Genomic DNA, 12,878 nt, shown 5'->3' with positions numbered 1-12,878 from the left:
ACCCTTCATCTTTCAAGCCACAGCGTTGTTGCCTGCACGCACTCACCCCATTCACTTACTTAAGTAAGCTCTTGAGGACTCCTGCGTTTGCCGCCTGGCCGTAACTTGAAAGCTATAGCGTATAGGCGCTTTTAATGAAGGGGGCCGTGCCGAGAGAAGCCGGCGCACGGGGCGCCGGCGGAGCTTGATTAGAGGCTGTACAGAATTGCGGAGATGGCGATCAGGCCCATCACGACGACGAACACGTTGCTGATGTGGCCGCTGTATTTGCGCATTGCAGGCACTTTGCGGATAGCGTACATCGGCATCAGGAACAGCAGCATGGCGATGATTGGGCCGCCCATGTTTTCGATCATACCCAGAATGCTTGGGTTCAGGGTCGCGACAATCCAGGTGGTGATCAGCATGAAGATGGCGGTGATGCGGTTCAGCTTGTTGGTGCTGATGGTTTTGCCTCGGCTCTTCATCGATTTGGCAATCAGGCCGTTAAAGCCTTCACGTGCGCCCAGGTAGTGACCGAGGAACGACTTGGTGATGGCGATAAAGGCGATAACCGGCGCGATGTAGGCGATCATCGGGTTGTTAAAGTGGTTGGCCAGATAAGACAGAATAGAGATGTTCTGCGCCTTGGCTTCCGCCAGGTTTTCTGGCGACAGGCTCAGCACGCAGCTGAACACGAAGAACATGACGGTCAGCACCATCATGATGTGGGCGTAACCCAGAATGCGGGAGCATTTTTTCTCGGCAACTTCCTGGCCGTATTCTTCACGCTTGGCGACGGCAAAGGCGGAGATGATCGGCGAATGGTTGAAGGAGAACACCATGACCGGGATCGCCAGCCACAAGGTAATCACCAGACCATTGCCCATGCCGGTGCCTGCGCCGGAAAGGGAGACGTTCTCGAAGATGGCGCCGGTCCAGTTCGGGATCAAATACACGGCCAGCAGCATCAGCACGGCGACGAACGGGAACACCAGGATGCTCATGGTTTTCACGATCGCTTGCTCACCGAAACGCACGATGGTCATCAGGCCGACGATCAGAATCAGCGACAAAATGGCGCGCGGCGGTGAGGTCATGCCCAACTGGTGGGTAATGAAGCTGTCGACGGTATTGGTGATCGCTACGCTGTAAACCAGCAAGATTGGGTAGATAGCGAAGAAGTAGAGCAGAGTGATCAGCTTACCGGCGCTGATGCCAAAGTGTTCTTCAACCACTTCGGTGATGTCTTCACCGGCATTTTTGCCGGAGAGTACGAAACGGCACAGGCCACGGTGGGCGAAGAAGGTCATCGGGAAAGCAATGATGGCCATGATAATCAAGGGAATCAAACCGCCGATGCCGGCGTTGATTGGCAGGAACAAAACGCCTGCGCCGATGGCGGTGCCATACAGGCCCAACATCCACATGGTGTCCGTTTTACGCCAGGTACTGGTGGAGCCAGAAGCCGCAGAGGCAATAGTGCCGGTCTGTGTAGTGTCCATAAATATCTCCGAAGTGAACACGATAATTTAAAATTAAAGGCAAAACTTAGGGTTAAAACCGAATGGCGCAATATCAGATGCGGCATCGGTAAGAATCAGGTGTTGCTTGCGGGGATAACTGGCGTCCCCCTGGTTGTTTATTATGCTAATTATCTTTTTTGCGCAGGCGCCGGATAACTAACCAAATGACGTTCCGCCGAAACAGGGCTTTCCATCGTTACTGTTGCCGGAAGGTCCGTGCCTGCCGATTTTTGTTGGCGGCAAGATAACGATTTACAGTAGAAACAACCGTGATCATGCTCCCAAATGCGTAACCTGTGCGTGTAACTGCTTTTTTATTGGTTTTTCACGCATGTGTTGCGCAATTGTGTAAGATTTTGCGCTGAGAACGCTCTCATGAGCATTTTAACGTTTATTCGGCATGGGCAATATTTAACCAGATAAAACGCTGTTGTTGCCAATAAGCCGAGCAATATATTTTAAGCGCAGGTTTGGATCTAGCTAAAAACCCGGATTAAGCATTTTTAGTGACGCAGATCACATTCCGTTTTTAAGTAAAATCATAATTAACTTTATGATTTTTATTTGTTTTATTGAAAATATCCCGCTAGTAACTCAGGTAAACTACTTAACCGGATAGCGAATAAAAATGCTTAACCATTCATCATATAAATAAGTTGATTTGGGCATATTTAGAACGTTATGGTTGCGCGTTTGTTGATATTTATCGTATCCAGGTTGCCGCTATTTATCATATAAAAACGTCGTTAAGCATAAATAACCGCCGATATTTCGCCGGGTTTCACTGAGGTGGGGGAATTTGCCTGAAGGGATGTTGCGATTTATTAACCTGATTTAGCGTGCGGTTAAAAAAATAAACGCCTCAACTGCGCATTATTTGTCCTGCTGGCGATGAGTCTGAACCGGCAAGTGAAGAGCACCGCCGGCGAGCCGACGGTGAGAGGTGGCTCAAAAACGAATGGCGATAGCGTTTTCGTTGAAAAACTCGACAAACTGCGGGTCGGGCTGGCGATCGGTAATCACCCGATCGAACTGGGTCAGCGGGCCGATGCATGCAGGCTTGGTTTTACCGAACTTGCTGTGGTCGGCGACCAGGATCTTTTGCTGCGCCATCGCCATCGCCCGGTGCTTCATCTCCAGTTCGTCGAAGTTAAAACAGGTAGCGCCATGCTGCAGGCTCAGGCCGGCGGCGGAGATAAAGGCAATATTCGGGCAGATATGGTCCAGCTCGTTGTGCTGGCCGACGGCGGTGAAAATATAGTTGTTCGGTTTGAATTCGCCGCCGCACAGGATCACTTTGCAGTTCGGTTTGTCCTGCAACGCCAGGAAGGTATTCAGCGAGTGACACACCGCCGTGAAAGGCAGTTCATCGGCAATGGCGTCGATGATCGCTGGAGTGGTGGTGCCGCAATCGAAAAATACCGTGTCGTTTTCGCCGATCAACGCAGCCGCGAGCAGGCCGATACGGCGCTTCTCCGTTACCTGCTTGGCTTTTTGATCGGAAACGAAATAGTTGGTCACGCCGTTACTGCGCGGGTCGGCTACCACATAGCCGCCGAGCAATACCACGGCAGCCGGTTCCGCGCTGAGATCGCGGCGAATGGTCATTTCTGAAACGCCCAACAGCACGGCGGCTTCTTTTAAGTGGATCTTGTCAGAGCGCTTTAACGCCTGCACTAACCGGTTAATACGTTCTTCGCGCCGCGTTTCCATCAGTCTGTCTTCCCACAGGGTTAAGAGCCAATCTCTAGGGCCGAACACACAAATGCGGGGTAATACGCGCTCAGCCATTGGCTGGACGTATTACCCCGCATCAGATTTTCACGGCGTGCACCCGGTACTGAGGTGCCTCAGGTTATCAGTAGCTGCCGGCGGCAGCCTGATCACCGGAAACGATTGCTACGCCAGAGCTGGTGCCGATACGAGTGGCGCCTGCTTTGATCATCTTCTCGGCGGTTGCGCGATCGCGCACGGCGCCGGATGCTTTCACACCCATTTCACTGCCCACGGTGGCTCGCATCAGTTTAACGTGCTCTTCACGAGCGCCGCCGGTGCTGAAGCCGGTTGAGGTTTTAACGAAGGCCACATCGAGTTCGCGACACATTTCACAAACCTGAACGATCTGCGCATCGCTGAGCAGGCAGGTTTCCAATATTACCTTCAACGGGATCGCCGCGCAAACCTCGCGCACTGCGGCGATGTCGGCTTTGACTTCATCCAGCAGGCCGCTTTTCAGCCAACCCACGTTGATCACCATGTCAATTTCCTGCGCGCCGGCCGCAATCGCCGCTTTGGCTTCGAAGGCTTTCGCTACGGTCAGGCCGGCACCCAGAGGGAAACCGATCACGGAACAAATTTTTACTTCGCTTTCTTGCAGCAGGTGCGCCGCCAGCGGTACGTAACCGGAGTTTACGCAGACGGCGTAAAAATTGTGCTGTTGCGCTTCTTCACAGAGCTTGGCGATTTGCTCTTCGGTCGCGTCCATGGCCAGCAGGGTGTGATCGACATAGCGGGCGTAATCAATGTTTTCGGTAGTCATCTCGATTCCTTATTGAGGTTTAAACAAAGCAGGATGTGAACAATGTTAGAATAGTAACATTTCATTGGCGGTAAACCTAGCGAGATTTTAAAAAATGACGCGCAGATCATCGTTTTTTGCCTGTTTGGTGTATAACATAAGGAAGGGTGTTATGTTATTTAAATAACATTTTAGGTGCGAGCTGCGCGTTTACGAGCAGAACGTCCAGGGGAAAAGGAGGAACATAATGATAAATCTGGCGCCTGAGCAGTTTGGGATGCAACCGGATGAAGTTTTCCGCAATGCGGATTTTGTGGTCACGGCGTTTACCTGTGAAGAGGCCGGCCAGGTGCTGACGCTGGCAAACCGCCGTGGCATGTTGACGGTATTGCCTTACCGTGGCCTGACGATTTGGGATGCCGATTTTGACGGCTACTCGCTGAAGTCGGGGCGTCGCAGCGCCCGGCCGGGCAAGAGCAAACCGGTTGGCGGCGTTGCGTTTCATTCACCCTGGCTGCAGCAAGAGGGTTCGTTGGCAGGCATGCAACGGATAGGGTTGCAGGTGGAAGGCGATACATTGGCACTTTACGCTAGCGGAGAACTTTCTCACCCACGTTGCCGGGTACGCCCGGCATTGCGTTTAACGGCGGACAGCGCACAATTTGCCATCGAGATGCAAATCACCAACCTTGCCGATGAGCCGTTGCCGCTGAACTACGTTTGCCACCTTAACTATGGTTGCATTCCGGATGCGGTCTTCCGTCAGAATCTGCCGGCTCCGGCGTTGGCACCGCACGGGAGCGTGGCCGAACAAGAGATGCTGTGCTCGGACGATCTGTCACTGTATGTCGATCAGGCCGAGTTCTTTATGCTGGCCTCTAAGGGCAGACGGTATGTAACACGGTTTTCTACCGCCCAATTCAATTACGGCCTGCGCCCCATTACGCAACAAGGCAGCCAACGCTTGTTCAGGTTTGTTCAGCCGGCTACCTGCAGCCCACATACGCCCGGCGGGGCTGCGGTGACCATGTTGGGGGGAGGAAAAATGCGAGAGTTTCGTGTCACCACCGGGGTGGTGTAATGGCAGGGACGGCGCCGCCCCTGTCGTTATGCGCGATTATTCTTTTACCCAACCCCTGCGGATCGCGAAGGCGAACAGGAAATGGTACAGGCGCGTCAGTTTAGCGGCGATAGCATCGCCAAACAGGTTCCACACCAGTTGTGCGAACAAGCAGCCGACCAGGCCGAGCAGGAAGCCGCCGACCATATCCAGCGGCCAGTGCACGCCAAGATACACGCGTGACCAGGCGATGCCGGCCGCGACGATCAGTAATAGAATGCCGGACCAAACCCGGTGCCAGAACAGGAAGGACAGGGCAAAGGTAAAGATGGCGGTGCCGTGATCGCTGGGGAATGAGCTGTCCGGCGCATGGGCCAGGAAGGTGTAGCCGATACCGGCGACAAACGGCCGCTCGTGCGGCAATAACATGCCGATGGTAGAGGCAGAAAGCATGGCGAATAGCAGAGCAATCGTCGTCTTGGCCACCACTTCACGTTGCGATACCAGTTGGCTCTGCGGCCCCCACAGCCATAGCCCGACGATCAGCACTGGCACGATGGCGATCAGATCGCGCGCCAGGAAGGTCGCAACATCGATTAACCACTCGGGGGACGCCGGGGTCGCGTTGATCCAGGCGAAAAGAAGATAATTCAACTGCTCCATGATATTTACCTTGTCTTGCGGCGGAAATACCCGCTCACCATCCAATAAACAGCCAGTTGGCTGAGCCAAACCCACCAACCTGCCCACAGGTTATGGGTAAGAAAATGTGCGCCGCGCATGACCTGACCAAATCCCATCAGCATGCCGAGCGCAATGCCGCCAAACCAGCACCAGTAAGCCAGGCGCGGGCGTTGCGGGTAAAACAGGAAAAACAGCGCCATCACCGCAAAACCGCTGGAAGCATGGCCGCCGGGGAAGCACCGGCCCGGCCCCGGTTCGGCCGGTACCGCGCCGAACAGTGGGTAGGACATCGCCTTACCGCCATATTCGATCAGATCCCACGGACACGAATGCGCGCTGGTGGCTTTGAGGATCCCGACCACCAACGGCCCGATGCCGATCAGTAGCATGGCGACGATCATGCGTGGGTTACGGCGGTAAATCCCATAAAACAGCGCCAGCACCGCACCGCCAATCACACTGATTTTCAGCAAACGATGGTTGATCAGATCCAGCCAGCGATCGTTTTGCCAGGGGAAATGGCCGCTGGCAGCGTCGAACCAGTAATTGCTGATTGCCCAATCCAACTGTTCGTTGCGTGACAGCCAAAGGAACAACAAGCCACTGACTATCAACCCAAAAACCTGCCAAAGGTAAAAGGATGCCGGTAAGGAGTAAAGGGCGTTAGTCTGAATTTGCTGTGTCGTTGAGGATTGATTTAATGAAGGTTTTGGGTTCACGCGCAGGCTCGGTGGCAGTGAGGAGTTGTGCCACTGTAATAATTCTGTCTTAAGAAAACCTTAGCCCTTCGGCGGACCTGCGAGAAAGCGATAGGCGGGCTTTGGCCTTTCGGCTAAGGTAATCCTTTGCTTTTTATCGGGATGCTGTGGTGATGACGAAAAAACTGAGCTTTATGCTGTTGGCCGCCTGTGGCGTGACATTTTCCCCGTTAGCACTGGCGCAGCAGGGTCATGCCGCCGGGCCGATTGTGGTGCAAGGGGCCATGCCGGTGGAGGCGGAACGCTTCGCCCAACGCCTGGATAACCCGCGAGAGGAACAGATTGGCGGCTGGCGTTTCTGGCATGGCACCCTGGACGGTTACCCGGTAGTGGTATCGGAAACCCAGAAAGGCATGTCCAATGCCGCGGCGGCCACGGCGATTGCCGCGACCCGCTTCCATCCGGTGGCGATTATCAACCAGGGAACCGCAGGCGGCCACGATCCGGCGCTCAAGGTCTACGATATCGTGCTGGGCAAATATTCGGTCAGCCTGGGTGCGTTTAAAACACCGAAGAAGGCGGCAGGGGAAGGCAGCGACTCACGGCAATGGCAACCCATGGACCTGCTGGCTTCGAAGGGCAGCGCGGGTGAGGATAAAAATGTCCACAGCATTCGCCAGTTCCCGGCAGACGCCAAACTGATGGCGATAGCGGAAGGTGTTAAAGCAAGCTACACCCGGGGCAAAGTGGTTGAGGGCGTGATTGGCTCCGCCGACGTGTGGAACAGCGAACTGGACCGTATTAGCCATTTCCGGGCAAGTTATCACACCTCGGTTGAAGAGATGGAAACGGCTTCTGCGGCGCAGATCGCCGCTTCTTTCGCTATTCCGTTTATCGGTATCCGGGTGCTTTCCAACAATATTACCAATCAGGGCAAATACGACCCGCAAACCGGGCTGGCATGCCAGGACTATGTTTATCAGGTGGTGAAGGCCTATATCGCCAACGCCGAAACCCACTGAGGTTTTATCCCGACCAATGGCTGGTGGCAGGTTTTTGTAACTGCGCACTGGCTATTGTAAAGAAGATTAAACCTATAGCCAGGCTGGCGGTAGTGTATTAGTTTATGGCCGAAGCATCTTATAAACTGTAGGGATAAAACATGAACAAGGTATCCGTTGTATTTTCCGGCCTGCTGATGGCCGTTTCCGCCAGCGCTATTGCTGCCACCCCGCCCGCTGACGCCGATATCAGCAAACAGCCGCTGGAAAAGGTCGCGCCGTACCCGAAAGCGGAAAAGGGCATGAGCCGCCAGGTGATTTATCTGCCGAAGCAGGAGCAGGAAGAAAACTTCAAGGTTGAACTGCTGATCGGCAAAACGCTGGAAGTGGACTGTAACCGCCACATGATGGGCGGCACGCTGGAGAGCAAAACCCTTTCCGGCTGGGGCTACGACTACCTGGTGCTGGATAAACTGTCTGCACCGGCCTCCACCATGATGGCTTGCCCGGACGGTGCCAAGCAGAAGAAGTTTATCGCCGCCAACCTGGGTGATGCCGCCATGCAGCGTTACAACAGCCGACTGCCGATCGTGGTTTACGTGCCGAAAGACGTGGAAGTGAAATACCGCGTGTGGAAAGCCGAAGACACCCTGAGCAGCGCCGAACAAAAGTAATGCAGCGCGGCTAGGCCATTACACGAAAACGAACCCGTCTGGAGAGTGGATTGCGCAATTGGCAATCGCCCGCAGGCGGGTTTTTTTGTGGCAAAAACCAATATGTACACCTGTTGCAACCCTGCTCGCAGAACTCTATTCTCAGTCGGGATAGTTTGCCAAACACTTGATTCAACAACATCTACCTGACTGGGCAAAAATGACAACATTAATCGAATTTAACGCGGTCCTCGCGGCGGCGGAGCGGTTAGCAGGGAAGGTCATCCGTACGCCAACCATTGCCGGCTCGAGATTGGCCGAAAAGATTCAGAGACCGGTTTTCCTGAAGCTTGAAAATACTCAGCTTGGCGGTTCCTTTAAAGCGCGCGGGGTGCTTAACAAGTTCCTGAGCCTGAAAGGCGATTTCAAAGAGACCCGATTTGTCGCGGTGAGTGGCGGCAATTTTGGTATCGCTATTGCCGAGGCTGCGAAGATCTTTGGTGCCAACGTCACTATAATCATGCCCCCCAGCGCGCCGGCGACCTCTGTCGAGCGGGTCCGTGACTTGGGCAGTACCGTCATCATAGAAACCGATGTTCACGCTGCATTTGCGCGCGCCAAAGTTATGGTTGACGAAGGATATGTCGTCATCGACGACTGCAACGATTCGCTGATAGCTGAAGGGCATGGAACCCTGGCGCTAGAGTTTATTGCCGATTGCCCGGAGTTGACCGACGTTTTCATTGCCGTGGGTGGCGGTGGAATGTTGGCAGGTGCGGCTACGGCGCTAAAGGCCATTAAGCCTGATATCCGAATCTGGGGCGTAGAGACCGCAGGTGCCAGTTCGATGCATCAGGCGTTGCGTGCCGGCAAGCCGGTGAATATTGATGTCACCTCGATCATCTCTACCCTTGGGGTACCGATTATTGATGAAATGATGCTGGCCCATGCTCAAGCCTATGCCGAGGACATAGTTGTTGTCTCGGATCAGGAGGCGATTGACGGCATGCTCGCCTTTGGCGAACAGGCAAAATTATGGGTTGAACTCGCCTCCGGCGCGCTTATACCTGCCGTCATTGCCACTGCACCCAGGTTACCCTCTGATGCCGTCATCGGGATAGTGGTGTGCGGCGGGAATATCTCGCATCGCGACATGGCTAAATGGGTCGCTTACTCGCAAGAGCAGTGATTTAGGCCTGCGGGCACGGTGTCGGATGCCTGATAAAATCCGCAGCCTTCCCGTTGTCATCATCGGCATTCCGGCCTCACGGCCGCCTTCATTGGCGGGCCGTGCGGCTTCGACCACACTACGAATTTCATCTACCGCGTTCATTTCAGGCGAATTAATATGTTCAAAGTAGTCATCAGGCAATTCAGCACAAAATTCACCATAACGTCGAGAATCTAGCACAAGAAAATATTTACTTATTATATTTTTACATATTGGTGGGAATGTCACACTTTAATAAAAATAAAATTTAAACACAGGCTGACATGCGTAAAGTCCTTGTTAATTGTAGTGGTATTGGTGGTTATTCTCCGAATGACATAATTTGTTTAAAAATATCAAGACAAAAAGAGGCTGCACATGAGCAATCTGGTAATTAAGTATGGCGATGCAATTTCATTACAAAATCATTATCAAAACTGGTCGGGTGGTTATTTGGCTACTTCTACCCCTGATACTACGCCTGGATCACACTTTAATACTGTCACAGTGAATACTCCTTCTCTTCGTGGCGAGAAAGTTCTGAAGAGTGCGGTTGGATTTTGGCGAGTGTTGTCTGGTGAGGGGAAATCAACGGGCGCAGAAGTTAAGAATAATGACATTGTTGTTTTAAAAGGATTGAATGAGTGTGATGGTGGTCTGTTAGCTGTGTATGGTGATGTTAGTCAGTGTGCAAACCCGGGTGAATATTATAGAGCAAACACCTCTAATCTTGATCCCGTAGCGGCACCAGCTCTTCGTTGGAAAATAGTAATGCAAACCACCTCCCAAGATGGAATAATCAGAGAGAATGACCCCATCGTTCTTATTAATCAATTTCCTCCAAGAACAAGCTTCCTTTGCATTGATGGTAAGGGCATTTATTCAAATGAATTGCTGCATTTGGTTTTCACCTCAATTGACGAGAACAGAAAATACGACGCCGGGTTGTGGAGAATGAATAACGTAACGGATCCGTGCCAGGTACCTTCGCCACAGCCAGACCCCTGTCATAAAGATGACCCATGTCACAAAGATGATCCATGTCACAAAGATGAGCCATGCCATAAAGATGATCCAAACTGTGGCTGCAAAGGTTCATGCGGTGAAGATAATTCTGGCAAGCATTGTTTCAAACTGCCACCAAACACCACCTTTGGCCTGACAGCATACGCCAATACCGACGCCCATAAACAAACTGTCAAACTGTATATCGACGACAATTTGGTTGATACCTATAACGGTAAGGGCTTGAACAACACGCCGATGAATAACAGTGATGGTAAAAATACCAAGGTTTACCATTCAGGTGCGGGCAATGTTTGTGTTCAGGTTGAGGGGGACGGTAAGCCGTGCAAGCTGCGCTATTCAGATAACACGCTTGATGGGAAGCCTGGTTTTGCGACCATAGGTGCAGAGAGTGGTAGTGACGACGATTACAATGATAGCGTTGTCGTTCTGAATTGGCCGTTGACCTAATAAAGTAAGTATCCCCCGGCAAAACGAGTTTGTATTCCTTAAGTGAACGGCATTGCAGCAATAATGCCTGTTTTTGATGCCATTATTCCGCTGTTTTTACGTTTTCAGGCCATGCATGCATTAGGTGCATGAATTTGCATGATGATCCGGTGTGATTTTCCCCCGCAGCGCCAGCACAGGCGCGGATCGCGCCGGATCATGCAACTGCATTAAAAGCGACACGTGAAACAGACGGGCGAGGCGGGGATAGCATTGTGCATCGATCTTCTATAGAGGATTAAATTTATCTTTTGATAGGAATATCTCCAACCTTAATATAAAATTTCATTTGGCTGCTCATAATAATTTATCAATTAATAGGGTTTCATATGTCTATTGAATTAATAAGGAAAAGCATTTCTAAATTCATTGCGCACGACTTGCCAGAAATTATGGTTGTAAAAGGTGAGTGGGGCGTTGGTAAGACATATTTTTGGAATGATACTTTAAATAATGCTAACCGAAGTGGAGGCTTGGTATATAAAAAGTATTCGTATGTTTCACTTTTTGGAATGAATTCACTTGATGATTTGAAATACAGTATATTTGAGAATACTATAAATAAAAGCAAAGTGGGGCAAAATGCCACGCTTGATACATTCTTAGATAACGCAGTTTCAAATGCATTTTACTTTAGTAAGAAAAATGCCAAAACGTTGAAGGAGTTACCGATTGTAAAAGGATTTATGCCTGCATTAGACAAAGTGTCATTTCTATCTATTAAAGAAACTTTAATCTGTATAGATGATCTTGAACGTCGAGGTAATGGATTATCTGAAGTAGATGTTCTTGGTTTGATTTCAATGTTAAAGGAGCAAAGAGATTGCAAGGTAATTATATTATTAAACGAAAGTGCCATGGAGGGTTCCGAACTAAGTAAATATAAGGAAAAGGTAATAGACTATGAGGTGGAGTTTAAGCCAACGACGGAGGAGTGTATAAAGTTAGCATTCACAGATAATGTTAACCCCCAAGTAAAGGAGTATTGTTATAGGCTTCAGATTAGAAATATTAGGGTTTTGAAAAAAATCGAGAGATTATCAATCGAGATTGAAAAGTATATTAAAGAATGCCATGTTAAATTACAGAAGGAAGTAGTTGAAACATTGGTGTTATTCATGTGGTGTTATTATTGTTCGGGAAGTGACGCAGGAGTACCTACTCTTGAATTTGTCAGAGATAAAACCTTTGATGAATATGGCAGCGATAAAGAAAGTAATAAACAACATGACGAATGGAATCAACTGTTAATGTCGCTTGAATATTATCACACTAACGAATTAGATCTAGTGATTTCAAATGCTGTTACAAGTGGCTTCTTCAATGAAGATGATTTAAATCGTGCCTTGCATGATAAAAATCAAGATGTTATTCGTGGTGAGTCAGGTGATTCATTTTCTTGCGCTTGGAAAAAGTACCACAATAGTTTTACAATAGAAAAAGATGAAGTGGTTAGAGCTATATACGACAGTTTTATGCTAAATGGGAAGTATGTTTCAGCAGCAAACCTCAACGGTACTATTACTCTAATGAGAAATCTGAATGAAAATGAAGTGGCTACTAAGATAATAGACAAGTATATTGAAACTCATGCGGACTCACCGGATTCTTTTGACTTGGATGAGTTGAATTATGCTGGGGATATAAATGACTCGGAGATAATCTCTAAATTCAAAGCGATTCATGAGTTAGGAAAGCAAAAAGAAACTGCATGCTCAGTGCTGGATAGAATTGCCGGTCGTAATGGTTGGAGTCCTATTGATATAGATGTGTTGTCGAAAACAACCTCCGCCGAGTACTTTGATTTATTTACTAGCGATTTAGGTGATAAACTAATTCCATTTGTCAGTACTTGCTTAAAATTTGGTAATTTTTCTAGCAATGACGAGGCATATGCAAAGATTACTGATAACGCAACATCGGCTCTCAAAAAAATAGCCTCATCTAGTGAAATAAATAGACTCAGAGTAAAGAAATTTAATATCAAGTTAGATGATTGATATAGCGTGCCGCACAAAAGTGCGGCAAAATTTC

Annotated in this window: 11 protein-coding genes; 6 read left to right on the top strand and 5 right to left on the bottom strand. The window is 50.0% G+C overall.

From position 1 onward, the window contains the following. Positions 1-188: 188 nt before the first annotated feature. From D4100_RS06260 to deoC, 3 genes are all read right to left on the bottom strand, one after another. A complete protein-coding gene (locus tag D4100_RS06260; protein WP_006320911.1) occupies positions 189-1,484 on the bottom strand; it encodes an HAAAP family serine/threonine permease in 1,296 nt (431 codons plus the stop codon). A gap of 969 nt (positions 1,485-2,453) precedes the next feature. Next, on the bottom strand, positions 2,454-3,218 hold the full coding sequence (gene deoR / locus D4100_RS06255) for a DNA-binding transcriptional repressor DeoR (protein ID WP_006320910.1): 765 nt from the start codon (positions 3,216-3,218) through the stop codon (positions 2,454-2,456). A gap of 145 nt (positions 3,219-3,363) precedes the next feature. Further along, complete coding sequence (deoC, locus tag D4100_RS06250) at positions 3,364-4,044, bottom strand: deoxyribose-phosphate aldolase (RefSeq protein ID WP_020826066.1); 681 nt, start codon at positions 4,042-4,044, stop codon at positions 3,364-3,366. 226 nt (positions 4,045-4,270) lie between these two features. On the opposite strand from deoC, the gene D4100_RS06245 reads away from it, so the two are divergent. Further along, complete coding sequence (locus D4100_RS06245; RefSeq protein ID WP_119803566.1) at positions 4,271-5,104, top strand: aldose epimerase family protein; 834 nt, start codon at positions 4,271-4,273, stop codon at positions 5,102-5,104. 36 nt (positions 5,105-5,140) lie between these two features. Here D4100_RS06245 and ybjG read toward each other — a convergent pair whose 3' ends face one another. Both ybjG and D4100_RS06235 read right to left on the bottom strand, forming a co-directional pair. Further along, positions 5,141-5,746 carry an undecaprenyl-diphosphate phosphatase gene (ybjG, locus tag D4100_RS06240; RefSeq protein ID WP_119803564.1) on the bottom strand — a complete coding sequence of 202 codons (606 nt, stop codon included), beginning with the start codon at positions 5,744-5,746 and terminating at the stop codon, positions 5,141-5,143. Positions 5,747-5,751: 5 nt separating this feature from the next. Next, entirely contained in the window at positions 5,752-6,486 is a 735-nt protein-coding gene (locus tag D4100_RS06235) for a phosphatase PAP2 family protein (RefSeq protein ID WP_119803562.1), read from the bottom strand. 152 nt (positions 6,487-6,638) lie between these two features. Between D4100_RS06235 and D4100_RS06230 the strand changes: the two genes are divergently transcribed. From D4100_RS06230 to D4100_RS06210, 5 genes are all read left to right on the top strand, one after another. Continuing rightward, on the top strand, positions 6,639-7,487 hold the full coding sequence (locus D4100_RS06230) for a 5'-methylthioadenosine/S-adenosylhomocysteine nucleosidase (protein WP_006320905.1): 849 nt from the start codon (positions 6,639-6,641) through the stop codon (positions 7,485-7,487). A gap of 140 nt (positions 7,488-7,627) precedes the next feature. Then, the gene (eco, locus tag D4100_RS06225; RefSeq protein ID WP_119803560.1) at positions 7,628-8,140 is read left to right on the top strand and encodes a serine protease inhibitor ecotin; all 513 of its coding nucleotides are present in this window, start codon (positions 7,628-7,630) and stop codon (positions 8,138-8,140) included. A gap of 199 nt (positions 8,141-8,339) precedes the next feature. Then, positions 8,340-9,308, top strand: a complete 969-nt coding sequence (locus D4100_RS06220) for a threonine ammonia-lyase (protein ID WP_119803558.1) — start codon at positions 8,340-8,342, stop codon at positions 9,306-9,308. 399 nt (positions 9,309-9,707) lie between these two features. Continuing rightward, complete coding sequence (locus D4100_RS06215) at positions 9,708-10,805, top strand: fucose-binding lectin II (protein ID WP_119803556.1); 1,098 nt, start codon at positions 9,708-9,710, stop codon at positions 10,803-10,805. Between the two features lie 368 nt (positions 10,806-11,173). Then, entirely contained in the window at positions 11,174-12,844 is a 1,671-nt protein-coding gene (locus D4100_RS06210) for a P-loop NTPase fold protein (RefSeq protein ID WP_119803554.1), read from the top strand. Positions 12,845-12,878 lie beyond the last annotated feature (34 nt).

Source organism: Serratia inhibens (assembly GCF_003591175.1).
Classification (GTDB): domain Bacteria; phylum Pseudomonadota; class Gammaproteobacteria; order Enterobacterales; family Enterobacteriaceae; genus Serratia; species Serratia inhibens.
The sequence above is the reverse complement of the archived record's forward strand: the minus strand, read 5'-3'. Positions and strand labels throughout refer to the sequence as shown.

What these genes read in the sequence shown, in the direction of transcription:
- D4100_RS06215 (WP_119803556.1), top strand. Translation starts at nt 9,708, where the DNA reads ATGAGCAATCTGGTAATTAAGTATGGCGATGCAATTTCATTACAAAAT.
- D4100_RS06220 (WP_119803558.1), top strand. Translation starts at nt 8,340, where the DNA reads ATGACAACATTAATCGAATTTAACGCGGTCCTCGCGGCGGCGGAGCGG.
- D4100_RS06245 (WP_119803566.1), top strand. Translation starts at nt 4,271, where the DNA reads ATGATAAATCTGGCGCCTGAGCAGTTTGGGATGCAACCGGATGAAGTT.
- D4100_RS06230 (WP_006320905.1), top strand. Translation starts at nt 6,639, where the DNA reads ATGACGAAAAAACTGAGCTTTATGCTGTTGGCCGCCTGTGGCGTGACA.
- D4100_RS06260 (WP_006320911.1), bottom strand. Translation starts at nt 1,484, where the DNA reads ATGGACACTACACAGACCGGCACTATTGCCTCTGCGGCTTCTGGCTCC.
- deoR (WP_006320910.1), bottom strand. Translation starts at nt 3,218, where the DNA reads ATGGAAACGCGGCGCGAAGAACGTATTAACCGGTTAGTGCAGGCGTTA.
- deoC (WP_020826066.1), bottom strand. Translation starts at nt 4,044, where the DNA reads ATGACTACCGAAAACATTGATTACGCCCGCTATGTCGATCACACCCTG.
- eco (WP_119803560.1), top strand. Translation starts at nt 7,628, where the DNA reads ATGAACAAGGTATCCGTTGTATTTTCCGGCCTGCTGATGGCCGTTTCC.
- ybjG (WP_119803564.1), bottom strand. Translation starts at nt 5,746, where the DNA reads ATGGAGCAGTTGAATTATCTTCTTTTCGCCTGGATCAACGCGACCCCG.
- D4100_RS06210 (WP_119803554.1), top strand. Translation starts at nt 11,174, where the DNA reads ATGTCTATTGAATTAATAAGGAAAAGCATTTCTAAATTCATTGCGCAC.